This is a genomic window from Sphingomonas sp. AC411 (genome assembly GCF_979253035.1).
The window spans coordinates 2,773,710-2,797,422 of the sequence record NZ_CEEDAQ010000001.1 but is presented as its reverse complement, the minus strand read 5'-3'; the positions used below and the strand labels follow the sequence as shown (position 1 = coordinate 2,797,422).

At 66.3% G+C, this 23,713-nt stretch carries 22 protein-coding genes and 5 pseudogenes; 14 read left to right on the top strand and 13 right to left on the bottom strand.

Annotation, left to right across the window (positions count from 1 at the left end):
* Window positions 1-87: 87 nt before the first annotated feature.
* Window positions 88-756: an ATP phosphoribosyltransferase gene (gene hisG / locus AC0IX7_RS14365; RefSeq protein WP_471812510.1), complete on the bottom strand. Its 669-nt coding sequence runs from the start codon at window positions 754-756 to the stop codon at window positions 88-90.
* A 46-nt stretch (window positions 757-802) separates the two neighbouring features.
* Here hisG and AC0IX7_RS14360 point away from each other — a divergent pair, with 46 nt between their 5' ends.
* Window positions 803-1,903, top strand: coding sequence for a DUF2332 domain-containing protein (locus AC0IX7_RS14360; protein WP_471812508.1), 1,101 nt, complete (start codon window positions 803-805; stop codon window positions 1,901-1,903).
* Between the two features lie 39 nt (window positions 1,904-1,942).
* Here AC0IX7_RS14360 and AC0IX7_RS14355 read toward each other — a convergent pair whose 3' ends face one another.
* The 7 genes from AC0IX7_RS14355 to AC0IX7_RS14325 form a co-directional block, all read right to left on the bottom strand.
* The gene (locus AC0IX7_RS14355) at window positions 1,943-2,422 is read right to left on the bottom strand and encodes an RcnB family protein (RefSeq protein ID WP_471812506.1); all 480 of its coding nucleotides are present in this window, start codon (window positions 2,420-2,422) and stop codon (window positions 1,943-1,945) included.
* 274 nt (window positions 2,423-2,696) lie between these two features.
* Window positions 2,697-2,861 (bottom strand): alpha/beta fold hydrolase, encoded by a 165-nt coding sequence (locus AC0IX7_RS14350; protein ID WP_471812504.1) that lies wholly within the window; start codon window positions 2,859-2,861, stop codon window positions 2,697-2,699.
* The gene (locus AC0IX7_RS14345; RefSeq protein WP_471812503.1) at window positions 2,852-3,571 is read right to left on the bottom strand and encodes an alpha/beta fold hydrolase; all 720 of its coding nucleotides are present in this window, start codon (window positions 3,569-3,571) and stop codon (window positions 2,852-2,854) included. Before AC0IX7_RS14345 ends, AC0IX7_RS14350 begins: the two co-directional genes overlap by 10 nt.
* A 176-nt stretch (window positions 3,572-3,747) precedes the next feature.
* On the bottom strand, window positions 3,748-4,647 hold the full coding sequence (locus tag AC0IX7_RS14340) for a pirin family protein (RefSeq protein ID WP_471812502.1): 900 nt from the start codon (window positions 4,645-4,647) through the stop codon (window positions 3,748-3,750).
* 5 nt (window positions 4,648-4,652) lie between these two features.
* Entirely contained in the window at window positions 4,653-4,997 is a 345-nt protein-coding gene (locus AC0IX7_RS14335; RefSeq protein WP_471812500.1) for an NUDIX hydrolase, read from the bottom strand.
* Between the two features lie 230 nt (window positions 4,998-5,227).
* Window positions 5,228-5,935 carry a glutathione S-transferase gene (locus tag AC0IX7_RS14330; RefSeq protein ID WP_471812498.1) on the bottom strand — a complete coding sequence of 236 codons (708 nt, stop codon included), beginning with the start codon at window positions 5,933-5,935 and terminating at the stop codon, window positions 5,228-5,230.
* Window positions 5,935-6,222 carry a BolA family protein gene (locus AC0IX7_RS14325; RefSeq protein WP_471812496.1) on the bottom strand — a complete coding sequence of 96 codons (288 nt, stop codon included), beginning with the start codon at window positions 6,220-6,222 and terminating at the stop codon, window positions 5,935-5,937. The genes AC0IX7_RS14330 and AC0IX7_RS14325 overlap by 1 nt, the downstream gene beginning before the upstream one ends.
* Window positions 6,223-6,359: 137 nt before the next feature.
* On the opposite strand from AC0IX7_RS14325, the gene AC0IX7_RS14320 reads away from it, so the two are divergent.
* The 9 genes and pseudogenes from AC0IX7_RS14320 (at window position 6,360) to gyrB (ending at window position 16,898) form a co-directional block, all read left to right on the top strand.
* The gene (locus AC0IX7_RS14320) at window positions 6,360-6,884 is read left to right on the top strand and encodes a J domain-containing protein (protein WP_471812494.1); all 525 of its coding nucleotides are present in this window, start codon (window positions 6,360-6,362) and stop codon (window positions 6,882-6,884) included.
* 296 nt (window positions 6,885-7,180) lie between these two features.
* Window positions 7,181-8,185 (top strand): cobaltochelatase subunit CobS, encoded by a 1,005-nt coding sequence (gene cobS / locus AC0IX7_RS14315; protein ID WP_055874633.1) that lies wholly within the window; start codon window positions 7,181-7,183, stop codon window positions 8,183-8,185.
* 4 nt (window positions 8,186-8,189) lie between these two features.
* Window positions 8,190-10,012, top strand: a pseudogene (gene cobT, locus AC0IX7_RS14310) (cobaltochelatase subunit CobT).
* A 16-nt stretch (window positions 10,013-10,028) separates the two neighbouring features.
* The gene (locus AC0IX7_RS14305; RefSeq protein WP_471812492.1) at window positions 10,029-10,271 is read left to right on the top strand and encodes a ribbon-helix-helix domain-containing protein; all 243 of its coding nucleotides are present in this window, start codon (window positions 10,029-10,031) and stop codon (window positions 10,269-10,271) included.
* Between the two features lie 73 nt (window positions 10,272-10,344).
* Window positions 10,345-10,797, top strand: a pseudogene (locus AC0IX7_RS14300) (TonB-dependent receptor plug domain-containing protein); the annotation flags it as partial.
* A 1,075-nt stretch (window positions 10,798-11,872) separates the two neighbouring features.
* A complete protein-coding gene (locus tag AC0IX7_RS14295) occupies window positions 11,873-12,853 on the top strand; it encodes a TonB-dependent receptor (RefSeq protein WP_471812490.1) in 981 nt (326 codons plus the stop codon).
* A gap of 7 nt (window positions 12,854-12,860) precedes the next feature.
* Window positions 12,861-13,628: a tetratricopeptide repeat protein gene (locus tag AC0IX7_RS14290; protein WP_471812488.1), complete on the top strand. Its 768-nt coding sequence runs from the start codon at window positions 12,861-12,863 to the stop codon at window positions 13,626-13,628.
* Window positions 13,600-14,283 carry a Fe2+-dependent dioxygenase gene (locus AC0IX7_RS14285; protein WP_471812486.1) on the top strand — a complete coding sequence of 228 codons (684 nt, stop codon included), beginning with the start codon at window positions 13,600-13,602 and terminating at the stop codon, window positions 14,281-14,283. Before AC0IX7_RS14290 ends, AC0IX7_RS14285 begins: the two co-directional genes overlap by 29 nt.
* A gap of 83 nt (window positions 14,284-14,366) precedes the next feature.
* The gene (gyrB, locus tag AC0IX7_RS14280) at window positions 14,367-16,898 is read left to right on the top strand and encodes a DNA topoisomerase (ATP-hydrolyzing) subunit B (protein ID WP_471812484.1); all 2,532 of its coding nucleotides are present in this window, start codon (window positions 14,367-14,369) and stop codon (window positions 16,896-16,898) included.
* Between the two features lie 10 nt (window positions 16,899-16,908).
* Here gyrB and AC0IX7_RS14275 read toward each other — a convergent pair whose 3' ends face one another.
* The gene (locus AC0IX7_RS14275) at window positions 16,909-17,496 is read right to left on the bottom strand and encodes an alpha-ketoglutarate-dependent dioxygenase AlkB (protein WP_471812483.1); all 588 of its coding nucleotides are present in this window, start codon (window positions 17,494-17,496) and stop codon (window positions 16,909-16,911) included.
* 98 nt (window positions 17,497-17,594) lie between these two features.
* On the opposite strand from AC0IX7_RS14275, the pseudogene AC0IX7_RS14270 reads away from it, so the two are divergent.
* A pseudogene (locus AC0IX7_RS14270) lies at window positions 17,595-18,241 on the top strand (DsbA family oxidoreductase).
* A gap of 159 nt (window positions 18,242-18,400) precedes the next feature.
* On the opposite strand, the gene AC0IX7_RS14265 reads toward AC0IX7_RS14270, so the two are convergent.
* Window positions 18,401-18,526 (bottom strand): hypothetical protein, encoded by a 126-nt coding sequence (locus AC0IX7_RS14265; RefSeq protein WP_259457500.1) that lies wholly within the window; start codon window positions 18,524-18,526, stop codon window positions 18,401-18,403.
* Window positions 18,527-18,592: 66 nt separating this feature from the next.
* Window positions 18,593-19,020: pseudogene (locus AC0IX7_RS14260) on the bottom strand (DUF1810 domain-containing protein).
* Here AC0IX7_RS14260 and AC0IX7_RS14255 point away from each other — a divergent pair.
* Window positions 19,012-19,611: a hypothetical protein gene (locus tag AC0IX7_RS14255; RefSeq protein WP_471812482.1), complete on the top strand. Its 600-nt coding sequence runs from the start codon at window positions 19,012-19,014 to the stop codon at window positions 19,609-19,611. The pseudogene AC0IX7_RS14260 and the gene AC0IX7_RS14255 overlap by 9 nt on opposite strands.
* Window positions 19,612-19,614: 3 nt before the next feature.
* Window positions 19,615-20,232: a YbhB/YbcL family Raf kinase inhibitor-like protein gene (locus AC0IX7_RS14250; RefSeq protein WP_471812480.1), complete on the top strand. Its 618-nt coding sequence runs from the start codon at window positions 19,615-19,617 to the stop codon at window positions 20,230-20,232.
* 444 nt (window positions 20,233-20,676) lie between these two features.
* Here AC0IX7_RS14250 and AC0IX7_RS14245 read toward each other — a convergent pair whose 3' ends face one another.
* Both AC0IX7_RS14245 and AC0IX7_RS14240 read right to left on the bottom strand, forming a co-directional pair.
* The gene (locus AC0IX7_RS14245; protein ID WP_471812479.1) at window positions 20,677-21,363 is read right to left on the bottom strand and encodes a GGDEF domain-containing protein; all 687 of its coding nucleotides are present in this window, start codon (window positions 21,361-21,363) and stop codon (window positions 20,677-20,679) included.
* 462 nt (window positions 21,364-21,825) lie between these two features.
* Window positions 21,826-22,361: pseudogene (locus AC0IX7_RS14240) on the bottom strand (peroxiredoxin).
* 90 nt (window positions 22,362-22,451) lie between these two features.
* On the opposite strand from AC0IX7_RS14240, the gene AC0IX7_RS14235 reads away from it, so the two are divergent.
* A complete protein-coding gene (locus AC0IX7_RS14235) occupies window positions 22,452-23,294 on the top strand; it encodes an inositol monophosphatase family protein (protein WP_471812478.1) in 843 nt (280 codons plus the stop codon).
* The last annotated feature ends 419 nt before the right edge of the window (window positions 23,295-23,713 follow it).

Here is a 23,713-nt window from a genome sequence, read left to right as displayed (position 1 = left end):
GCTGTAATAGCCCCGGGCGTTACGCTGGAGGACAGCAAGCCCTCCCCGACCCCTCCCGCAAGCGGAAGGGGAGCAGAAGATTGGCGCTCATGCTGCGATCTCCTGCGCTTCGACGGCGCGGCGAAATGCCTCGACCAATGGGACAACCCGGCTGCGCGTTTTCATCGCGGCGCGGTTGACGACCAGGCGGCTGTTGACTTCCATGATCGTCTCGACCTCGACCAAGCCGTTTTCGAGCAGCGTGCGGCCCGACGACACGAGATCGACGATCCGCGGCGCCAGCCCCAGGGTCGGCGCCAACTCCATCGCGCCGTTGAGCTTCACGCACTCCGCCTGCACGCCACGGCTGGCAAAATGCGCGGCCGTCACATGCGGATATTTGGTGGCGACGCGGACGTGGCTCCAGCCGCGCGGATCGTCCTGCGCCGCCATCTCGGCAGGCTCGGCGACCGACAGGCGGCAATGGCCGATGCCGAGGTCGACCGGCGCATACAGTTCCGAATAGCCGAACTCGGCGATCACGTCCGACCCGACGATGCCGAGCTGCGCGGCACCGTGCGCGACGAAGGTGGCGACGTCGAACGCGCGCACCCGGATCAGCGAGATCGCCGGGTCGTTGGTCGCGAACCGCAACGCCCGGGAATTTTCGTCCGAGAACGACGCTTCGGGATGCACCCCGGCGCGCGCGAGCAACGGCAGGGCCTCGGCGAGGATACGCCCCTTGGGAACGGCGATGATGATCTGGGAATCTGGCACGCGCCGGGCTTTACGGGTGGGGCATGGCGGGTGCAACAACCTGCGCATGGCAAATGTAAAGGCAAGTTGCTCGGCGTTCGAAATCCAGGCGGAGTATTGCGCGGCGATGGATGCGCCAGTCACGGCGCGGGTTTGCACCGCGCTGGCGGAGGCGCTCGATCGGGAGAGCGAGACGGGGCGGCGGGTGCTCGACGGGGTGGGCGAGCCCGTCGCCGATGCGCTGGCGCTGCGCCTCGTCGGCGGATTGCATGCGCTGCATCGGTCGGGCGTCGATCCCGCGCTCTCAACCGTGTTTTCCGGCGCGGAGACCGACCCGGCGCGCGTCACGGCCGTTTTGAAAGCCACGCTCGTCGCGCACGATGCGGCGCTGCTGCTCTGGCTCGACGGGCCGCCGCAGACCAACGAGGCGGCGCGGTCGGCGGGCATGATGACCGGTATATTGCACCTCGCCGAGCGGTACGGACCGCGGTTCGAATTGCTGGAGATCGGATCGAGCGCGGGGCTGAATCTGCTGATCGATCGCTATCGGTTCGATCTTGGCGGCGTGACGGTCGGGCCATCGGTATCGCCGGTGACGATCCGCCCCGAATGGCGGGGGCCGCCGCCGCCAAGCGCCCGGGTCGAGATCGAGTCGACGCGCGGCGTCGATATCCAGCCGGTGGACGTCGCCGATCCGGCCGCGGCGGCACGGCTCGAGGTGTATGTCTGGGTCGATGCGGTCGAGCGACAGGCGCGGCTCGCCACGGCGATCGCTATGGTCCGCGAGGGTGGCGTCGATCTGGTCGAAGGCGATGCGGCGGACTGGGTCGAGGCGCAATTGGCCTTGCCGCAACCCGAGGGCGTCACGCGCGTGCTGATGCATTCGGTGGTGTGGCAGTATCTGTCGGCGGCATCGCGCGAGCGGATCCGCGTCGCGATGGACGCGGCGGGCGCGCGGGCGACGGCGGAGCGGCCGCTCGGCTGGGTGATGATGGAGCCGAACCGCGACCTGCACCGGCATGAGGTCCGCGTGCGGGGTTGGCCGGGCGATCGGCCTATGGAACTGGTCGCGCTGACACACGCGCACGGCGCCTGGGTCGAAGGCCTCGCGCCGCCCTACGAGACGCGCGATTATGTCATGCGGCGCGGGGCGTATGACGCGGAATAGAAAACGGCCCGGGATTGCTCCCGGGCCGGACCGACTTGCTCAGTAGAAGAAGCCGTTGTTGACCTGAACGACGCGGCCCGAGCGGGTGTCGACCAGGACGACGTCGCGGCCGTAGCGGACCCAGCGCTGATAGCCGTAGCCCGGACGGGGCAGACGATACGTCTGGTAGTCGTTGATCCAGTAGTTGCGGCCGTAATAGGCCGGCGCGAAGCGGTAGCCGACGGTCACCGGACGATAGCGATAGCCGCGCGGGCCGACATAGGCGGGGCGGCGATAGACGTTAGCGTGGGTGCGCCGATAGTCGCGCCAGTCCTCGCGCGCTTCACGACGATCTTCGCGCAGTTCCTGACGGGCTTCGCGGATGTCGCCGCGGTCGCCGTAGCGGCGTGCGCGCTGCAGGTCGCGCTGGCTTTCGCGGATCTCGCGCTGGTCGCGGCGGACTTCGCCGTAGCTCTGCGCGGTAGCGAAAGTGGGGACGAGGGTGGCGGCGGCAACGGCCGCGAGGATCATCTTACGCATGACTGCTCTCCTGTGTTCGGCGCCGAATCAACGGCATGGATGAGGTTTTGCTCCCGCGCCGCTGAACGATCACAGAATGTGGTGGTCAGGATTCAGACAGGTGGCGCGTATCGGAGCGTACGGGTCATCCAGCAAGTTTTCCGATCCTCCCCCGCCAGGGAGGTGGCGCCGAAGGCGACGGAGGGGAGGACACGGAACGGAGGTTACTCCTTACCTCCTCCTCCGTCTGGCAAGCGCCAGCCACCTCCCCTGGCGGGGAGGATCGAGAGGGCGGTCAGATTCCCCAGCGGCGCATTGCGGCGATCACCGCGTCGGGTTTCTGCCACGGTACGAAATGGCCCGCATCGATTTTTTCGATCGTCAGGTCGGGGACATAGGCGCCGAGGTCGAGCTGGCTCGGGAGCAGCGCGCTGTCCTGCATACCCCAGATCACCAGCACCGGCATCGCGGTCGGCGGGAACGGCGCGTCGAGAAACGCGGGGCGGGGCGGCGTTTCGTCCATTGCGGGGACGACGATCGCGCTTGCGCGGTACCAGTTGAGCATCGCGGTGATCGCGCCGGGCTGGCCCCATTCGTCGAGATAGGCGGCCTTGTCCTCGGCCATCGCGGCGAGATCGGCGTGCTTCGAGAAACTCGTGTCGAAGAAGGTTTCGAGGCCGATCGACTCGATGTGCTTTTCGAGATCGGGGTTGCGGAAGGCGCGGATATACTGGCTGGCAGCGCGCTGTTCGAGGTCGTCGAACATGGTGCGCTGGAAGACGAGCGGGTGGGGGCGTTGATGATGACGAGCTTCGCGACGCGTTCGGGGTGGCGCAGCGCGGCCATCCACGCGACCGCGCCGCCCCAGTCGTGACCGACCAGCGTGAAGGTGTCGATCTTCAGGTCATCGGCGAGCGCGATCAGGTCTGCGACGATCTTGTCGGGGCTATAGTTGTCGACGCCCTCGGGTTTGGAGGAGCGCGCGAAGCCGCGTTGGTCGGGGGCGATGACGTAGTGATCGCGGGCGAGGTCCGGGGCGATGGCGCGCCAGGTGCGGTGCGATTCGGGGAAGCCGTGAAGGAGGATGACGGGCGGGTTCGCCGGGTCGCCCGAGATCGCCACGTCGAGTTCGACGCCAGTGGATAACGCGATGCGTTGCAGGTTCGACATCATTCCCCTCCCGCTGGCGGGAGGGGTTAGGAGGGCCTACCCATCGCGCTGCCCGCTGGTCATGCCCTCCCCGACCCCTCCCGCAAGCGGGAGGGAGCAGAAGGCGTATCTCCCCTCCCGTTTACGGGAGGGGTCGAGGAGGGGCTGGCCCCCACGAACTCACCGTTTGGGCAATCTTACGGATAGCTGACCGTCTTCGGGATCGCTGGGATTTCGATCCATTCCTTTTCGTCGCCGGGCACTTTCGGGAAATTGCCCGCATTCCAGTCGCGTTTCGCCTGTTCGATGCGATCTCGGTTCGAGCTGACGAAGTTCCACCAGACGTGGCGCGGCGTCGTGAACGCATCGCCACCGCAGAGCATCGCGCGGCCGCCATGCGCGGATCGCAGCGTCGCGGAGATACCGGGGCGGAGGACGTACAGAACCTGTGGCTCGAGCTTCACACCCTCCAGCGTAGCCTCACCCATCGCGAGATAGATCGCGCGCTCCTCCGCTGCCGCGTCGATCGGCACGCTCGCGCCCGGATCGAGCGCGATGTCGGCGTAGATCGTCCCCGAATAGGTCGTCGTCGGCGCGGTCTGGCCCCAGAGGCTCCCCATGATGATCCGCGAGCGCGCGCCATGCGCCTCGATCGTCGGCAGTTGCGTCTTGGTGACGTGTTCGAACGCCGGGTCGATCTCCTCGACCGCCTCGGGCATCGCCAGCCAGGTCTGGATCCCCGACAGGTTCGGACCCTCGGCGCGCTCGTCGCGGGGCGAACGTTCGGAATGGACGATGCCGTGGCCCGCGGTCATCAGATTGACCGCGCCCGGCTCGATCCGCGCCTGCGTCCCTAGCGAATCGCGGTGATCGATCGCGCCATCGAACAAGTAGGTGACGGTCGACAGGTTTATATGCGGATGCGGGCGCACGTCGATGCCCTGGCCGACCTCGAGATGCGCCGGGCCCATCTGGTCGAAGAACAGGAACGGGCCGACCATCGTCCGTTCCTTGTTCGGCAGCGTGCGGTGGACCTTGAACCCGCCGAGATCGTGCGTCGACGGCAGGATGGTCTGGAGGACGAAATCGTCGAGCATGCGCGTTATCCCTTGGCAGGTTCCGTGGCGTCGAGGAGCTCGACCAGGTCTGCGGGATAGAGCGTTTCGTCGTGGGTCGCGATGTCGTTTCGGGAAAACCAGCGGTGACCGACGAGCAGTTGCTTCTCCTGTTCGGTGAGATTGCCCGCCTTCACGTCGCAGGTGTCGACGTCGATCCGGAAATAGCGTTCGTCGGCGGTGACCTCGACGCCTTCGAAGGTCAGGAAATCGATGGTGCGTTGCGCGACCTCGGGTCCGCAGTCGATGTCGAGGCCGACTTCCTCCCATAGCTCGCGGCGTGCGGCGGCAGCGTAGCTCTCGCCCGGATCGACGGCGCCGCCGGGGTGCACCAGAGCGGGGGCGATCGGCGGGGGTGAAGCGGAACATCAGCACGCGACCCTCGCGGTCGACGAGCAGAATGCGCGCGGCCGGGCGTGGGACACGATTCGATCCTCCCCGCCAGGGGAGGTGGCGCCGTAAGCGACGGAGGGGGAGGGCACGGAACGCCGGTCATCGCTTACCGCCCCCTCCGTCTCGCTCCGCGATCCACCTCCCCTGGCGGGGGAGGATCGAAGGTGCGTCATTCTGCGTCGAGCTCGGGATAGGCGCGGAAGATGCCGTCGGTGTTGAAGGCCAAGCGCCGGTCGCTTCTCAGATACGCCTTGATCCCCGGCAATTCGGCGACTTGATCGTGGAGGCGGACGAGGTTCGGATAGTCGGGCTCGAGCGTCTTCATCCGCTTGGGGAACATGTAGCGCAGCCCCTCGACCAGCTGGAACAGCGACGTGTCGGCATAGCTCCACTTGTGATCGATCAGCCAGTCCCCCGGATTGGCCTGCGCCGCATCCTCGAAATGGCCGAGATATTTCGGCAGGCGCTCCTCGCGGAACTGTTTCGCGGCGCGCGCGGCTTCTGGTTTCTGGTCGTCGTAATAGTCCATCATCGCGACAGGGTGGTGGACGTTGTGCACCTCCGCGACGAGATCGGCGATCGTCAGCTGGAGCTGGTTGAGCCACAGCCGGTCCGCCATGTTCGACGGCGCCAAGCCGTGACGCTCGCCGAGATACATCAGGATGTTCGCGACCTGCGCGATGACCAGGCCGTCGAGCTCCAGATAGGGCGGCGCGAACGGCGTCCGACCGGTGCGGTCGTTGAGATCGGCCATCAACCCATCCTCGCCGACTTTTCGTGCGCAATCCTCATACGCGATCTCGGCGCCTTCGAGCGCGAGCCGGACGAATTCGCCGCGCCCCTGGATGGAGGGCCAGTACCAGAGCTTGTACGCCATCAGATTTCCCCGGGTGCGCGGGCCTTGATGGCGAGCGCGTGGATCTTCGTGCTCAACAGCTCGGCAAGCGCCTGGTTCACGAGGCGCTGTCGGGCGACGCGATTAAGCCCTTCGAACTGCGGCGTTTCCACTTCGACGCGGAAATGCGTCTCGCCAGTGCCGTCGTCGCCCATATGGCCGGCATGGAGCCCGCTCTCGTTGACGACGATCAGGTGCGTCGGGGCGAGCGTCGCGGTGAGGCGGGCGGTGATCTGGTCCTGAACGGAGCCGGTGGCGAGGTCTGTCATGGTCCCTATATAGCCCGTTTTGGAAGCGCGGGGAGCCGGTGGCGGACGACGGACACACAGATGATGGGCGAAAAGAGCGTAAGGAACGCCCCAGCCCACGGTTTCACGGCCGCGTGGAAGGGACCGGGCGCGTCTGCATGTGGCGCGACTGCGAGGAACCCGGTGAATTTCGCGCACCACCACTGGAAGGCCCGAGCGAAGGCGGCCCGCCGCAGTTCCGCTGGTTCTGCCTCGAGCATGTCCGCGCGTTCAACTCGGGCTATAATTTCTTCGACGGCATGACCGCGGACGAGATCCATTACGCGCAGCGGCCGATGGCTGGCTGGGAGCGCGAGACGCGGGCGTTCGCGCATGGCGGCGGCGACACACCTCCCAAATGGGCCGACTTCGCCGATCCGATCGATGCGATCGGTGCAAGGTTTGGCGAGCGAATGGCGGCGGCGCGGAAAGACGGCCGCGTGCTGTCCGACGGCGAACGCCGATCGTTGCGCGTGCTCGGGCTCGGCACGGACACCGACCGGACGGCACTCCGCAAACGCTACAGCGAACTCGTCCGGCGCTATCACCCCGATCGCAACGGCGGCGACCGGGCGCATGAATCGGAATTGCAGAAGGTGATCGCGGCCTACCAGCATCTGAAAGGCGCCGCCGCGTTCGCGTAACTACCCCGTCATCCTGGGCTCGACCCAGGATCCAGAGCCAAGCAGGGAATCGATCGTGCTCTGGATCCCAGCGTTCGCTGGGATGACGGTTGTGGGCTTAGGGCGTTCGCTAGGATGGCGGTCGGACGCTATGATGCATGCTTACTCTGATCGATATTTCACGGCGCCCGATCCGGAACCCGCTGCTATCCCGGCGGTTCGTCTAACTCTTCCGGTCAATCGCCCGACCAATCGTACAGCGGCGGTTGAGTAACAGCCCGCGCTTGGCCTAGAGCTACCGGGAACACGAGGCCAACATGACCGATATCCCGAATACCCAGCCAGACAGCCGCGAGACCACGATCCTCGACGCCCCCGACCGCATGGTGAAAGTGCGCGAGATGTTCGGGATCGATTCCGACATGGAAGTCCCGGCCTTCTCCGAAGCCGACGAGCGTGTGCCCGATCTCGATCCGGCGTACGTCTTTGATGCGGACACGACGCTCGCCGTGCTGGCGGGCTTTGCGCATAACCGCCGCGTGATGGTGCAGGGCTATCACGGCACCGGCAAGTCGACGCATATCGAACAGGTCGCCGCGCGCCTGAAATGGCCGTGCATCCGCATCAATCTCGACGCGCATATCAGCCGTATCGACCTGATCGGGCGCGACGCGATCGTGCTGAAGGACGGCCAGCAGATCACCGAGTTCCGCGAAGGCCTGCTGCCTTGGGCGCTCCAGACGCCGACCGCGCTGGTGTTCGACGAATACGATGCCGGTCGCCCGGACGTGATGTTCGTGATCCAGCGCGTGCTGGAGACCGAGGGCAAACTGACTCTGCTCGACCAGAACCGCGTGATCCGCCCGAACCCATGGTTCCGCCTGTTCGCGACCGCCAACACGGTCGGCCTCGGCGATACGAGCGGGCTGTATCATGGCACGCAGCAGATCAACCAGGGCCAGATGGACCGCTGGAACATCGTCGTCACGCTCAATTATCTGCCCGCCAAGGTCGAGGCGCAGATCGTGCTCGCCAAGTCGGGTGAATACGACAAGCCAGACGGCAAGAAGGTCGTCGAGAACATGGTCCGCGTCGCCGACATGACGCGCAAGGGCTTCGTAAACGGCGACATCTCGACCGTGATGAGCCCGCGTACGGTGATCACCTGGGCACAGAACGCGCTGATCTTTGGCGACGTCGGCTTCGCGTTCCGCCTGTCGTTCCTCAACAAGTGCGACGAGGCTGAGCGGCCGCTGGTCGCCGAATATTACCAGCGCGTGTTCGGCAAGGATCTCCCCGAGAGCGTGGTCGGGAAGGCCTGAGACTTTGGCGAACGAAACGCCTCTCGATCGGTTCAAGGCGGTTCTCGCCGGCACGGCGCGCGCGATCTCGGAAGAGCCGGAGGTCGAGCTGGCCTTCACCGCCGATGCTCCGGCGCAGTCGGGGAAGCATATCAAGGTGCCGATGCCGGCGCGTGCCTTGCCGGCCGAGCAGGTGGCGGAAGCGCGCGGGTTTGCGGACGGCTTTGCGCTGCGATTGAAGCACCACGACATCGCCTTGCACAACCGCGCGGCGCCTATCGAAGCGGTGGCTCGGGCGGTGTTCGATTCGGTCGAGAACGCGCGTGTCGAGGCGCTTGGCGGGCGTGGCTATCTGGGTATTTCCGACAATCTGAACAGCGCGCTAGATGTGCGCCTCCGGGCTGACCCAATCACGCGCGCGCGCAATCGCGACGAGGTGCCGTTGTCGACCGCGCTCGGCCTGATGGTCCGCGAGCGGCTGACCGGGCAGGAGTCTCCCGCGATCGCTGCGCCCGGCCTCGCGCTCGTTCGTGAGTGGATCGAGAGCAAGACCGATCTCGACGCGCTGGCCTATGCGCTCGACGACCAGAAGGCGTTCCAGGGCCTCGCGCGGAAGATGTTGCAGGAACTGGAACTGGTCGAAGGCGATCAGGTCCCCGAGGAGAGCGACGAAGGCGGCTCCGAGGACGAAGGCACCGACGAGCAGCAGCAGGACGAGGGCGACGAAGGCGACGACCAGGGCGAGGACGGCCAAGGCGAAGTCGAGGCGCGCGGCGAACAGGCCGAGCAGCAGAACGAGGAAAGCGACGGCCAGGAGCAGAGCGACGAGTCGATGGACGACATCGACGGCGAGCCCGGCGATGACGGCGAGGAAGGCATGCAGCCAGTCCGCCCGAACCGCCCCTTCGCGGACATGGGCGGCGCGTTCGACTACAAGCCGTGGACGACGCAGTTCGACGAGGTAATCGCCGCCACCGAGCTGTGCGATGCCGACGAACTTGCACGCCTGCGCGGGTATCTCGACCAGCAGCTCGTGCACCTGCAATCGACCGTGTCGAAGCTCGCCAACCGGCTTCAGCGGCGATTGATGGCGCAGCAGTCGCGGTCGTGGGATTTCGACCAAGAGGAGGAATCCTCGACGCGGCGCGGCTCGCGCGCGTGATCGTCAACCCGACTCTTTCGCTAAGCTACAAGGCCGAACGCGAGACCGACTTCCGCGACACGGTCGTGACGCTGCTGATCGACAATTCCGGCTCGATGCGTGGTCGCCCGATCTCGATCGCGGCGATCAGCGCGGACATCCTCGCGCGCACGCTGGAACGGTGCGGCGTGAAGACCGAGATCCTCGGCTTCACTACCCGCGCCTGGAAGGGCGGACAGAGCCGCGAGACGTGGCTGGCCGCCGGGCGTCCGCCGCAGCCGGGGCGGCTCAACGACATCCGCCACATCGTCTACAAGCGCGCCGACGAACCGTGGCGCCGCGCGCGCAACTCGCTCGGCCTGATGATGCGCGAGGGGCTGCTGAAGGAGAATATCGACGGCGAGGCGCTGATGTGGGCGCATGCGCGGTTGGTCGCTCGGCCAGAGGAACGCCGGATCCTGATGGTGATCAGCGACGGCGCCCCGGTCGACGATTCGACGCTCAGCGTGAACTCCGGCTCGTATCTGGAGCGCCACCTGCGCCAAGTGATCGGCTGGATCGAGAGCAAGTCGCCCGTCGAACTCGTCGCGATCGGCATCGGCCACGACGTCACCCGCTATTACGCGCGCGCCGTGACGATCATGGACGTCGAGCAGCTCGGCGGCACGATCATCGAACAGCTGGCGTCGCTGTTCGACACCGAGTGAGCAGCAGGCGGGCGACGTGATCGCTGCGCCAGCCGGCGGATTTCACGGACCCGTCAAACGCTCGATCACGATCGCCGGCCACCAGACCTCGATCAGCCTCGAACCCGTCTTCTGGCTCGCGCTCGAAGCCGCGGCGGTGCGTCTCGCATTGCCTTTGTCCGCGCTCGTCGCGGAGATCGACGCGATCCGCATCGTGGCGGACGATCCACCCAACCTCGCTAGTGCGTTGAGAACATGGCTATTCGATAATCTCCATTGAGAACTACTCGCATTAGCGTTGACAGTGCGAACGACTCTCAATAGCGAGCTCCTCAGAGCAAAGGGGTTTGTCCATGTCGCTATCTTCGCCGCGCGCATCATTGCCGCGTTCGTCCTCCGTGCCCGCGTTTCTCGCTTTGTCGTGCGTCGGTGCGTTCGCCACCGCGCCGGCCTATGCCGCCGAAGCCGACAAGGTCCCGGCCCCGGTAACCGACGAGCAGCAACGCGATGAAATCCTGGTCAACGGTCAGCGCGAGCGCGATTCCGGGCCCAAGCAGGTCGCGCCGCTGGTGAACACGCCGCGCTCGGTGATCGTGTTGCCGAAGGAAGTGATCGAACAGACCGGATCGAACAGCCTCGCCGACGCGCTGCGCACCGTGCCCGGCATCACCTTCGGCGCGGCCGAGGGCGGCAATCCGATCGGCGATCGTCCCTTCATCCGCGGCTTCGACAGCCAAGGCAGCATCTTCGTCGACGGCGTCCGCGATCTCGCCTCGCAGACACGCGAAGTGTTCGCGGTGGATTCGGTGCAGATCGTCCGCGGCTCTGATTCGACGCTCGGTGGGCGTGGCTCGGCGGGCGGCACGATCAACATCCTGTCGCGCCTGCCGCAGCTCGAGAATTTCGGCTTGGCGAGCGCCAGCTATGGCGAGGCGGACTACAAGCGCGTCACCGGCGACGTGAACCTCAAGGTCTCCGACACCGCCGCGTTCCGGATCGAGGGGATGTGGCACGACCAGGACGTCGCCGGCCGCGATGCGATCTGGCAGAAGCGCTGGGGCATCGCGCCGTCGTTCGCGGTCGGGCTCGGCACGCCGACCCGGTTGACCGCGAGCTTCTATCACATGGAGAGCGAGGAACTGCCCGACAGCGGCATCCCGTATCTCTACACGATCGCCAACCATCCTGGCACCGGCAACGTCACGACCCAGCCCGCGCTCGGCACCGTTACGACGGCGGGCGGCCAGACCGGATACGTCTCGCGCAAGAACTTCTACGGTTTGGCCAACCGCGATTTCCGCGACGCGACCACCAACCAGGCGACGTTGCGCGTCGAGCATGATTTCGGGGGCATCACGCTGCGCAACACCGCGCGCTACACGCACAGCGACCAGAGCTACATCTTCACGTTGCCCGACGACAGCCAGGGCAATGTCTATGGTACGGCGGCCGTCAATCCAACCAGCGGCGTCGCTGGCGCGCGCGGCGACGTGCTTACCGGCGGCTATGTCTGGACCCGCGGCAACACGCGCTACGGTTATAGCGAGAGCATCGTCGACCAGACCGACCTGTACGGCAAGTTCAACACCGGCGGCATCGAGCACAGCTTCTCACTCGGCACCGAAATCTCGTGGGAGAAGACGCGGCGCGGCACGTTCGTGTCGGCGAATGGCTCGACGATCTCGCCGCGTTGCAACACCGCGACGATCGCGCGGTCCTATTGCACCAGCCTGTTCGATCCGAACCCGTATGCACCCTGGGTCAACTACACGAGCGACACCTCGACCACGCCGACGCCGATCGTGAAGGGCGCGTCCTCGACCGAAACGCAGAACGACGCGAATACCAAGGCGGTCTACGCGTTCGATCTCGATCACGCTGATGCCTTCGCTGATCCTGAACCTGGGTGCACGGTACGACCGGTTCGAGTCCACCATCACGCTGCCGGGCGCGACGCAGACCAAGGTCAACCGCGTCGACAATCTGTTCAACTGGCAGGCCGGCCTCGTGTTCAACCCGACGCCGGAAACCAGCCTGTATGCGAGCTATGCGACCGCCGCGACGCCGCCGAATAGCCTGCTCGGCGAGGGCCGAGAGGACAATGCGATCACCGCGGCCACGCTCGATCTGCTGAAGCCGCAAAAGACCAAGTCGTACGAGGTCGGCGCCAAGGCAAGCCTGTTCGGCGAAAAGCTCCAGCTCGGCGCGGCAGCGTTCCAGACCGAAATCTCCAACGCGCGCGTGCTCGACGACAATAATACCGCGTCGTTCATCGGCGAAACGCGGATCCGCGGTTTCGAGTTCAACGTCAGCGGCACGATCTTGCCTGGGTGGACCGTGTTCGGCGGGTTCACGCATCTCGATCCGAAGATCATCGACGGCGGCTTCACGACGCTGACCGCCGCCGCGATCACCACGACCGCGAACGGTGTCACGACGGTCGTCCAGCCAGCGCGGACGATCGGCGTCGTGTCGGTCAACACCGGCAAGCAGGTCCCGCAGACCGCCAGGAACAGCTTCACCGCGACGACCAACGTCACCGTGACCAAGCGGCTCCAGATCGGTGGCACGGCGCTGTATATGGACGAGCAGATCGGTGGTTACGCGGACAACCGCACCGCGACGCAGACCGCCGCGGGTGTGGTCACGGTCAACGCCGCGACCAAAACCCTGACGCGCAGCATCCCCGATTACTGGCGCTTCGATGCGCGTGCGAGCTACAAGTTGACCGACAACATCGACCTCAGCGTCAACGCGCAGAACGTCACGAACAAGACCTATTTCTCGCAGACCTATACCAGCCACTTTGCGTCGATCGCTGCCGGCCGTACGGTGTTCGGCACGGTGAACCTGCGTTTTTGAGGACGGCATGACGGCGATCGATACCCTCACGCCCGACGCCATCGCCGCGCGCCTCTCCGGACGTCCGGAGGAGCGCGCGGCGTTCGTGCGCGAGGCCGCGGACGCCGGCGTCGCCGAGGCGCAGGCGGTGTACGGGCAGATGCTGCTCGACGGCACCGGCGTCGCGGCGGAGCGGCAAGCGGCGCTCGGCTGGTTCGTGAAGGCCGCGGCGCAGCATCACGTAATGGCGCTGAACATGGTCGGGCGTTGCTATGATCTCGGCTGGGGCACGGCGGTCGACAAGGCGCGCGCGGCCGAATGCTACCGGATCGCGGCGGAGCGCGGGCTGGACTGGGCGATGTATAATTACGCGACGCTGCTCGCGCTGGGCGAGGGCGTTGCCGAGGACAAGCCGGCGGCGCTGGCGTTGCTGGAGAAGGTCGCGGCGATGGACTCGGGGCTCGCCAGTGCGAAGGCGATCAACTTCGTCGGCAGTTTTGCGGAGGACGGCTGGGCTTGCGAGCGCGACCTCGCGCGCGCCGCGGCATGCTATGCGACCGCGGCGGAGGGCGGCGATTTCCGCGGCTGCTTCAATCACGCGCGGATGCTCGGCGCGGCGGGGGAGATCGAGATGGCGTTGGCGTGGCTGAAACAGGCAGGCGCACGTGGCAACGTGGCGTTCCTGGCCAAGGCCGAAGCATGGCTCGCGGCAAGCGATATTCCGGCGTTCCGGACCGCCGGCGTGGCGGCATTGCGCGAGGGGCGGCATGCTGATCGTCATCCCCGACGTGCTTGAGGCAGCGGACGTGGTGCGGGTGCGGAGCATCATCGATGCGGCCGAGTGGATCGACGGCAACGCGACCTCCGGCCAGCAATCCGCGCTCGCCAAGCGCAACGAGCAACTGCCCGAGGATTCCGCCGCCGCACGCGAAGCCGGGGGCATCATCCTCGACGCACTCGGCCGCTCCGCGCTGTTCGTCGCCGCCGCGTTGCCGCTCAAAGTCTTCCCGCCGCTGTTCAACCGCTATGCCGGTGGTCAGGATTTCGGGCTGCACGTCGACACCGCCATCCGCATCAAGCGCGGCTCCGACTTCCGCATCCGCAGCGACCTGTCGGCGACGCTCTTCCTCGCCGATCCCGAAACCTACGACGGCGGCGAGCTCGTGATCGAGGATCAGTTCGGCCCGCAATCGGTCAAGCTGCCCGCCGGCCATATGGTGGTGTATCCCGCCTCCAGCCTGCACCGCGTCGCGCCGGTCACGCGCGGCGTGCGGGTCGCGTCGTTCTTCTGGTTGCAGTCGATGGTCCGCGACGACGGTGCGCGGCGGATCCTGTTCGATCTCGACCAGGGCGTGCAGGCGGTCGCGGCCGCGCAAGGGCAGGGCGATCCGGCGACCGTGCGGCTGACCGGCGTGTACCACAATCTGCTGCGCCGCTGGGCCGACGCCTGACGTTCGCTTCGTTCCGCCCGTACCCCACCACGCCGCAGGCCATTTCGCTTCCGTTTCGGCCCCCGGATGCCTATATGCTGGGCATGGCATCCAACCCTGAATCCAATAATCCCAACCTCCCGAACATGGGCGATTACGGCGCCGACTCGATCAAGGTCCTCAAGGGCCTCGACGCGGTGCGCAAGCGTCCCGGCATGTACATCGGCGACACCGACGACGGTTCGGGCCTCCACCACATGGTGTTCGAGGTCAGCGACAACGCGATCGACGAGGCGCTTGCCGGGCATTGCGACCGCATCGACATCGTCCTCAATGCCGACGGCTCGGTCAGCGTCACCGACAACGGTCGCGGCATTCCGACCGGGATTCATACGGAAGAGGGCGTGTCGGCAGCCGAGGTCATCATGACCCAGCTCCACGCCGGCGGTAAGTTCGAGAACACCTCGGACGAGAACGCGTACAAGGTCTCGGGCGGCCTGCACGGCGTCGGCGTCTCGGTCGTCAACGCGCTCAGCGAATGGCTCGACCTGACGATCTGGCGCAACGGCGAGGAGCATTACATGCGCTTCGCGTTCGGCGATGCGGTCGCGCCATTGAAGGTTGTCGGCCCCGCAACGGACGGCCAGAAGGGCACGCGCGTCACCTTCTTCCCGTCGCCCGCCACTTTCAAGATCACCGATTTCGACTTCGACAAGCTCGAACACCGCTACCGCGAGCTTGCCTTCCTGAACTCGGGCGTCCGCCTGTTCCTCACCGACGCGCGGCACGAGGAGCTGAAGACGGTCGAGCTCTATTACGAGGGCGGGATCGCCGCGTTCGTGAAGTATCTCGATCGCGCCAAAATGCCGTTGATGCCCGAGCCGGTCGCGATCAGCGGCACCCGCGACGACGTCACGATGGACGTCGCGCTCCAGTGGAACGACTCGTATTACGAGAACGTCCTCGCCTTCACGAACAACATCCCGCAGCGCGACGGCGGCACGCACATGGCCGCGTTCCGCGCCGCGCTGACCCGCACGCTCAACAACTACGCCGAAAAATCCGGCATGTTGAAGAAGGAGAAGGTCCAGCTCACCGGCGAGGACATGCGCGAGGGGCTCACCGCGATCGTCTCGGTCAAGCTGCCCGATCCGAAATTCAGCAGCCAGACCAAGGACAAGCTCGTCTCGTCCGAAGTCCGCCAGCCGCTCGAATCGCTGATGGCCGACAAGATGGCCGAATGGCTCGAGGAAAACCCGGCGCACGGCAAGGCGATCGTCGCCAAGATCATCGACGCCGCCGCCGCCCGCGAAGCCGCCAAGCGCGCCCGCGAACTGACGCGTCGCAAGGGCGTGATGGACATCGCCTCGCTCCCCGGCAAGCTCGCCGACTGCCAGGAGCGCGATCCCGCCAAGTCCGAACTGTTCCTGGTCGAGGGCGACTCGGCAGGCGGCTCGGCAAAGCAGGGCCGCGACCGCCATTTCCAGGCGATCCTCCCGTTGCGCGGCAAGATCCTCAACACCGAGCGCGCTCGCGAGGACCGCATGCTGTCGAGCCGCGAGATCGGCACACTCATCACCGCGATGGGCACCGGCATCCGCGACGACTTCAACGCAGACAAGCTGCGCTACCACAAGATCGTCATCATGACCGACGCAGACGTCGACGGCGCGCACATCCGCACGCTGCTGCTGACGTTGTTCTACCGTCACATGCCCAAGATCATCGAGGGCGGGTACCTCTACATCGCCCAGCCGCCGCTCTACAAAGCGACCAAGGGCCGGTCCGAGGTCTACCTCAAGGACGATGCGGCGCTCGACGAATATCTGGTCGATGCGGGCGTCAATACGATGGTGCTCGACGGCCTCGGCGGCGGTCGCTCGGGCCGCGACCTCAAGGATCTGGTCGATCACGCGCGCCGGATGCGGACGCTGATGCGCTACGTTCCCAAGCGCTACGACGCCGGGATGATCGAGGCATTGGCTCTCGGCGGCGTGTTCGATCCCGAGGCGTCGGTCGAGGACCGGACCTCGCGTCTGGAGATCGTCACCCGTCGTCTCGAACTCGACGACGGCGACGCCCGCTGGACCGCGGTGCTGACCGAAGACGGCGGCATCCACTTCCAGCGTGCGTGGCGCGGCGTCACCGATCACCACATCATCGAGGCCAGCTTCCTGGTGTCCGCCGAGGCGCGCAAGCTCCACGCGCTGTCGGGCGAGCATGCCGAAAGCTATGCGCAGACCTCGAACCTGGTCCCCGCTAGCAAGGCCGCGCAGGCCGAAGAGCCCGAGGCCGAAGAGGGTGTGGAGGCTGGTGCCGGCGTGATCGGCTCCGTCACCGCCGTCGCCGCACGCGGCTCGACCCAGGTCTCGCGCCCAAGCCATCTGCTCGACGCGATTCTGACCGCCGGCCGCAAGGGTCTCGCGATCCAGCGTTACAAGGGTCTCGGCGAGATGAACGCGGAGCAGCTCTGGGAAACCACGCTCGACCCGTCGGTCCGCTCGATGCTCCGCGTCACCGCGGTAAACGCCGAGAGCGCGAACGAGATCTTCACCCAGCTAATGGGCGAAGTCGTCGAACCGCGCCGCGAGTTCATCCAGGACAACGCGCTCAACGTCGCCAATCTCGACGTCTGAGTTTCGACCGTCAGCGCCGGTCTGGCCGTGCGCTGGCGGTGAAGCTGCGGAAGGTGATCGACCAGCGAGTCACCTCCATCTCGGCGATGCTGTGCTCCCAGTCATGCCGCGCCTCGCCGCTGAGATGATAGACGGAGCGCGGCGGCAAGGGCACGGCAACGCGGTCGAAACCGCCCGGCTTGCGCCGCCGGAATCGCATCGTCGCCGGCACGCCGAGCGAAACGCCGACGACATGCTCGAACACCGGCCGGTCGCGGTGCCAGCCGATCCCCGCCCCCGGATCGTACCGGATCAGCAAAGCCTGGACGAGCGCCTCCTCCGGCAGTTGCGCAAACGCGGCGGCGCGCTGGCGGATCGGCAGCAGCCAGTCGGGCAACGGATCGGTGGCGCCGAACTGGCTCGTGTCGAAATCATAATGCCAGCCGAACGACCTGGTCAGCCGCTTGCCCAGCCAACCTTGGAACTGGAACGGCGCCAGATCCTGTTCGTCGATCCGGGCGATCAGCATCGCCTCCTCGTCCCGGTCGATCAATGCGTCGCGGTACGCGAGTCCGGGGAGGAGTGGTGTGCCGAAAAGATCCGCGGTCGGGTTTGTCATCGACGGCATGTAGGAACGCGACGCACCCATCCGAAAGCCCCGCGGTTGCCGACCCAGCCGCTGCCATCTACGGCGAAGCGCGCATCTCGGAGACTGCCATGACCGCCCATCTCAAGATCGATTTCGTGTCGGACATCGCCTGCCCGTGGTGCATCATCGGCCTGCGCGCGCTGGAGGACGCCGTGGCCCGCGCGGCGGATGTGCTCGATGTCGAGATCGTCTTCCAGCCGTTCGAGCTCAATCCGGCGATGCCGGCCGGTGGCCAGAACATCGGCGAGCATATCGCGGAGAAATACGGGTCCACCCGCGAGCAGTCGGCGGCCAATCGCGCGATGATCGTCGAGCGTGCACGCGACCTCGGCTTCACGATGGCGATGACCGACGCAAGCCGGATCTACAACACGTTCGACGCGCACCGCCTGTTGCACTGGGCGCAGATCGAAGGGGGCAGGCGGCGCTCAAGCACGCGCTGTTCACGGTCAATTTCACCGACAATGCCGACCTCGGCGATCCCCGCGTGCTGGTCGACGCCGCGACCAAGGCCGGGCTCGATCCGGTCGCCGCCGAAGACGTGCTGCGGTCTGGACGCTATGCCGACGAGGTTCGCGCGGCGGAGGAGCTCTGGCGCGCCCGCGGGATCAATGCGGTGCCGGCGATCGTGATAAACGACCGACATCTGATCTCGGGCGGCCAACCGGTCGAGGTCTTCGAACAGGCGCTACGCCAGATCGCCTCAGCCGGCTGATCCGGTCCGCCCTATCCGTAACTGGGTGGACTGCAGTCCGCCCGACCTCGCGCCAACCGCGCCGCGCTCGATCGGCCCGAGCGACGGGCGCCACCCCGTCGTTACCCGGTGAAAGATCACACCTAGGCCGGCCCCGGCTCGCCCCCTCAGTTCAGCGCCTCAGTTCAGCGTCGTCATCTCGACGGGCTTGCCCTTGGTGGTCGGGTTGGACGCGTTCGCCTTGGGTGCCTTTTCGGCCTTGGGCTTGCGCACTTCCTTGCTGGATTTCTTCTGGCTCTTCGCCATCACGGCACCTCATGGGGCGGAAGGCCCCGCGGTCACACTACACGCGTTGCCGCCAATACCCCCATCTTATCGATCCGGCTTCCGGCGCAGTAGGTCCAGTGTCGCCGGATCCTCCGCTCCGCCGTAAAACCGCTCCAGCGCCGCGCGGAACGGTGCCGGATCGTCCGCGACCGCCGCGAACAGCGTCATCGACGAGCGCAGCTTCACCGCATCGATCCCGCCCAGGATCGCGTCTGCCGAGCCCCGTGCCTCCGTGACTGCTCCGGTCGCTTCGACCAGTCGCGCCCCAGCACCGGATGCGCCAGATACGCCCGCGCCTCGTCCGCATCCGCAATCGCATAGGTCCGCGCCATCGCGCTCTGGCCGAGCCCAGCGATCTGCGGAAACACGAACCACATCCAGTGGCTGTGTTTCGCGCCACGCCGTAGCTCGGCGAGCGCCTGCGGATACACGCCGTCCTGCGCGGCGACGAAGCGGTCGAGATCATGATCCATGCGCTCGAAATGGTCGCACCTCGGCTCGACGCAACCCCGACATGCGCCGATACGTTGATCCACCAACGAAGAGGATGGCGCATGAAGACGATGATGGCGATCGCGGTGCTCGCGCTGCCCCTGCTGGGCGGGTGCGGCAAGAAGGAAGACCCGATCGACACGCTCGCCGCAAGCAATTACAGGCCCCCGCAAACGCGCGCGCCGACGCCGATCCCCGGACAGGCGCAGACCACGCCGATCACCGCGTATGTCGGCAAATACCCGCACGACGCGGTCGGCGGCGTCGATTTCTACGACCGTACCGATGTCGCATCGGGGCTCGTCACCGCGGTCGGCGATGCGAAACTGCGCGAGACGATCCGCGGTCGGTCCGGCCCCGAGACGCCGGTGTTCAAGGTCGGCGATCGCGTCGCGGCCTGGGGCTGCGAGCAGCATAATTGCGGCGATCGCAACTGGACCGTGATCGTCGATCCCAAGCGCGGCAGGACGCAGGTCTGTTATCACGATGCGGAAACCATGGGCGCGAAAAGCGATTGGTACGACGGCGCCGCACCCGTGCGCCGCGCAGAAACCTGTCCCTCGGAAGGATAAGTCATGCTCGAACACATCCCCGCTTGGCTCGGCCATGCGATGAGCGGCCTGCGCGCCGGTGCCGACAAGCTCGCGATCGTCCAGCTCGGCGGGAATTTTGAAACGCTCGACCTGACCAGCCCGGCGTTCGCGCATGAGGCGCGCCTGCCGCCACGGTTCACCGCGGATGGCGAGGGCGTATCGCCGCCGCTCGTCTGGAGCGAACCGCCGGTCGGGACCGAGCGCATGGTCCTGATCGTCGAGGATGCCGACGCGCCGACGCCGCAGCCGCTGGTGCACGCGATAATCTGGGGCCTCGAAGCCGATGCGGGGCGGCTGGCCGAGGGCGCGATCGTTGCCGACGACGCGGGCGACGCCGCAGGGCGCGACGTGGGGCGCAATTCATACCTTCGCGAGGGCTGGCTGCCACCCGATCCGCCCAGCGGACATGGCGAGCACCGTTACGCGTTCCAGCTGTTCGCGATCGGTGCGGGGGCAGGGGATGCCGGCGCGACACCCGGGCGCTCGGCGGTGATCGAAGCCATTACCGGCCATGTGTTGGCGGCAGGGCTGCTGATCGGAACATATTCGCGGGAGGAGGAGGCACCGATCGGACCTGTCGGACTGAGCGTACCTGCCTGAACCTTGCGGTTGTTCAAACCTGGGGGTTCAGGCGAGTGTCACGCCGGTTTGCGTCACGATCAGGAGGATGGTGGTGGAAAAGGCGGCGAGGCCGATAAGAACGCTGCGACCCATGATTGCTCTCCGAAAAAGGCTAGGTGTCGTAATCAGGCGCCAGGATCAGGCGATCGGGATGATCGGCGTAGCGGCGCTGACGGCGATGGCTGCGAAGAAGACTGCGCCGACGAACGAGAGAGCAATGCGCTGGGCGGTTTCGAAACGGAACGACATGGGGATTTCCTTCGATTGGCGGGGTGTCGGACCATCCGGCCCCCGATATCGAATGCTTTGCACGGCCCGTGCCAGTTTTTTAACTGGCTGATTTACCGAGACTTTTCATTTTACTGGTCGCCGAGTTGGGAAACCGCACCACACGTCCGTCGTAAATCGCGCCAATTTGCGGGATCAGCCGGCGCAGACCCTGTCGCGACCCGCGGCCTTGGCGGTGTAAAGCAGCCGATCGGCGCGGGAAAACGCAGTCTCGGCGGTTTCCTCGGGGTGGATCGCGGTGATCCCGGCCGAGAAGGTGACGATCCCGAGCGGCATGTCCGTGTCGCGGTTGCGAAAGCGCTTGGCGGCCACGATCGCGCGCACCGAGTCGAGCAGTTTTGCCGCTTCGCTCAGGTTCAGCCCGCCGAGCAGCACCGCGAACTCCTCGCCGCCATGGCGGACGACCAGATGCGGCGCGCATTCGGTGGCCATCGCCTGCCCGATCGCGGTCAACACCCGGTCGCCGACGCCGTGGCCGTGAACGTCGTTGACGTGCTTGAACCGGTCGATGTCGCACACCGCGAGGCAGTGCGGCCCGGCCGCCAGATCGCGTGCCGCAAACGCCTCTTCGAACGCGCGTCGGTTCGGCAGGCCGGTGAGTACGTCGCGCCGCGCGCTGTCCAACGCCTCGACCAGCTTGGCGCGCAACGTCTCCGTCTCGGCCGTCGCTTCCGCCAGCCTGACCTCGCTGTCGCGGATGCGGGCGATCATGGTGCTGGTGATCCGCGTGATCTCGTCGATTTCGGCCAGTTGCGTGATCGCTGCTGCGCTCTGCTCCAGGTCACGCCCGAAGCCGCGCGTTTCGGCCTGCATCGTCCGCATGATCTGCGCGAACCCGTCGACATGCTGCTGAGTCTCGGCAACCAGCGCGATGGCGGCGTCGACCTCGGTATGCGACTCGGAACTGGACTGGCGGGATCGAACCGGGGAGAGCCTTCGACGACCTGTCCGCCGAGTCGTTCGATGTCGCGTCGGGTCAGGCGGACGCCGTCTTCGGTCAGCCTTGCGACCGCTCTGGCGAGCGGCTCGTCCGGCGCCGAAAGTATGGCGAACGCGAAATCATAATGTGCAGGATCGGGGCTCAAGCCCTGGGCGTCGAGAAACCGGCCGATCGCTCGAACAGCGTGGTGTCCCGCCCCGGCTTCGAGGCCGATCTTCGTGCTCGCGCATCCCGCATGGTATTCTCCGAGTCCTCCACACCGAAGATAGACCCGAAAACGTTAGCATACAGTCACCAAACCGGCAGGTATTTGCCGGTTTGGTGACGATCGATGATTTCCTCGATTATTTTCCCGTCAGCTTCTGGACCGCGGCGAGCGTCGTCGCGACGTGCTCGGCAGGGTTCATGTCGTCATGCACGAACGCGATGCGACCGTCCTTGGCGATCACGTAGCTGGTGCGCTTGGTCACGTCGCGGCCCGCGATCTGCTTGCCGAGCGCGACGTCATACCCCGCGACGACCTTCGGGCCGGCGCTAGCGACCGCAAACTTGCCCGCGCACTTCTCGGCCGAGAATTTGCTGAGCGTCTCGACATTGTCGGCCGACATGCCGATCACCGTACCACCCGCCTTGGTGAACGCCGGGATCGCCTCTGCGAACGCATGCGCTTCGGCGTTGCAGCCGCCGGTATAGGCCGCCGGGAAGAAATACAGCACGACCGGGCCCTTTTGAGCTGCTCGGCGAGGTGGACCGTGAATACCTTGCCGGCGATTGCGCCCCGCGTGGTGAAGTCGGGCGCCCTGGCACCAGGCGCGAGCGCCGCGAAGGCAGGCGTTGCGGCGAGGAGGGCAGCGGCGGCGAGAGTCTGGACGAGGCGCATGGACGATACTCCGGTTGGATTGCAACGACCTACGCCGACGCAGGCGTTCCGTCCATTGCTCCCTGCGGCTGCGACCGATAGGCAGGGGGCATGCCAGTAACCCAAGCCGATATCGATCTCGCGCACCGCCTCGCGGATGCTGCGGGCCACGTCATCCGACCCTATTTCCGCCATGAGCACGGCGTCGAGATCAAGGACGATCAGTCCCCCGTCACGCGCGCCGATCGCGAGGCCGAATCGGCGATGCGCCGCCTGCTCGATGCGGAGCGCTCGGGCGACGGCATCGTCGGCGAGGAGTTCGGCGAGAAGGCCGGCGTCACCAACCGCAAATGGGTGCTCGACCCGATCGACGGCACGCGCAGCTTCACGGTCGGCCGGGCGATCTTCGGGACTTTGATCGCGCTGGTCGAGGATGGCTGGCCGGTGCTCGGGATCATCGACCAGCCGGTCCAGCGCGAACGCTGGGTCGGCGTCGCCGGGCGGCCGACGACGCTCAACGGCGTGCCCGTCCGAACGCGCGCCTGCCGCGAACTGGCGGGCTCGACGATCGCCACCACCAGCCCGCACCTCTTCGACGAAGACGACGTGCAGCCGTATTTGGCCCTGGTCGCGGCGATCTCCGGCGGCAACCCGCGGCAGGGGCCGGTCTATGGCGGCGACTGCTACAATTACGGTTTGCTCGCGAGCGGGCATCTCGACGTGGTCTGCGAATCGGGCCTCAAATTGTACGACTTCGCCGCGCTGGTCCCGGTGGTCGAAGGCGCTGGCGGCATGATGTGCGACTGGAACGGCGATCCACTGACCGCGGACAGCGAAGGCCATGTGCTGGCGATCGGCGACCCCGCGCGTATGGACGACGTGCTGGAAGCGATGCACCGGTTGCAGGATGGCGGTCACGATCACGATGCGCACGACGGCCACGACCACGGATAAGGATTCCCCTCCCGCCTGCGGGAGGGGCTAGAGAGGCACGACGTACGTACCGGCCGTCCGGCCCGCGAGGCGATCCCCTCCTCGACCCCTCCCGCGAGCGGGAGGGAGCAGAAGCCCCTCATACCCAACTTCAAACCATCATTCCTCATCCGTCATCCCGGCGGACGCCGGGACCCACGGACACGGAACGCCCGCCAACAATCCGAACTGCAACCATAGGCCCCGGCGTCCGCCGGGGTGACGGGGTGGGTGTGGTAGGGAAGGATGTTCCCGTACCTGCATAAGTGCTGAGGGCGTCTGCCAGGCACGACCTCCAATCAATCGCCGCGCCGCCCACCCGGCGCCCTACAAAGCGGGCAGCATCGCAACGCGTAGCGCTCCACATCATCGCCTCCTCCGTCATCCCGGCGGACGCCGGG

What these genes read in the sequence shown, in the direction of transcription:
- AC0IX7_RS14345 (WP_471812503.1), bottom strand. Translation starts at nt 3,571, where the DNA reads ATGTCGAACCTGCAACGCATCGCGTTATCCACTGGCGTCGAACTCGAC.
- cobS (WP_055874633.1), top strand. Translation starts at nt 7,181, where the DNA reads ATGACCGATATCCCGAATACCCAGCCAGACAGCCGCGAGACCACGATC.
- AC0IX7_RS14295 (WP_471812490.1), top strand. Translation starts at nt 11,873, where the DNA reads ATGCCTTCGCTGATCCTGAACCTGGGTGCACGGTACGACCGGTTCGAG.
- AC0IX7_RS14290 (WP_471812488.1), top strand. Translation starts at nt 12,861, where the DNA reads ATGACGGCGATCGATACCCTCACGCCCGACGCCATCGCCGCGCGCCTC.
- AC0IX7_RS14250 (WP_471812480.1), top strand. Translation starts at nt 19,615, where the DNA reads ATGCTCGAACACATCCCCGCTTGGCTCGGCCATGCGATGAGCGGCCTG.
- AC0IX7_RS14235 (WP_471812478.1), top strand. Translation starts at nt 22,452, where the DNA reads ATGCCAGTAACCCAAGCCGATATCGATCTCGCGCACCGCCTCGCGGAT.
- AC0IX7_RS14320 (WP_471812494.1), top strand. Translation starts at nt 6,360, where the DNA reads ATGTGGCGCGACTGCGAGGAACCCGGTGAATTTCGCGCACCACCACTG.
- AC0IX7_RS14265 (WP_259457500.1), bottom strand. Translation starts at nt 18,526, where the DNA reads ATGGCGAAGAGCCAGAAGAAATCCAGCAAGGAAGTGCGCAAGCCCAAG.
- AC0IX7_RS14275 (WP_471812483.1), bottom strand. Translation starts at nt 17,496, where the DNA reads ATGACAAACCCGACCGCGGATCTTTTCGGCACACCACTCCTCCCCGGA.
- AC0IX7_RS14330 (WP_471812498.1), bottom strand. Translation starts at nt 5,935, where the DNA reads ATGGCGTACAAGCTCTGGTACTGGCCCTCCATCCAGGGGCGCGGCGAA.
- AC0IX7_RS14245 (WP_471812479.1), bottom strand. Translation starts at nt 21,363, where the DNA reads ATGCGGACGATGCAGGCCGAAACGCGCGGCTTCGGGCGTGACCTGGAG.
- AC0IX7_RS14285 (WP_471812486.1), top strand. Translation starts at nt 13,600, where the DNA reads ATGCTGATCGTCATCCCCGACGTGCTTGAGGCAGCGGACGTGGTGCGG.
- AC0IX7_RS14360 (WP_471812508.1), top strand. Translation starts at nt 803, where the DNA reads ATGGCAAATGTAAAGGCAAGTTGCTCGGCGTTCGAAATCCAGGCGGAG.
- AC0IX7_RS14340 (WP_471812502.1), bottom strand. Translation starts at nt 4,647, where the DNA reads ATGCTCGACGATTTCGTCCTCCAGACCATCCTGCCGTCGACGCACGAT.
- AC0IX7_RS14325 (WP_471812496.1), bottom strand. Translation starts at nt 6,222, where the DNA reads ATGACAGACCTCGCCACCGGCTCCGTTCAGGACCAGATCACCGCCCGC.
- AC0IX7_RS14255 (WP_471812482.1), top strand. Translation starts at nt 19,012, where the DNA reads ATGATCCATGCGCTCGAAATGGTCGCACCTCGGCTCGACGCAACCCCG.
- AC0IX7_RS14355 (WP_471812506.1), bottom strand. Translation starts at nt 2,422, where the DNA reads ATGCGTAAGATGATCCTCGCGGCCGTTGCCGCCGCCACCCTCGTCCCC.
- gyrB (WP_471812484.1), top strand. Translation starts at nt 14,367, where the DNA reads ATGGCATCCAACCCTGAATCCAATAATCCCAACCTCCCGAACATGGGC.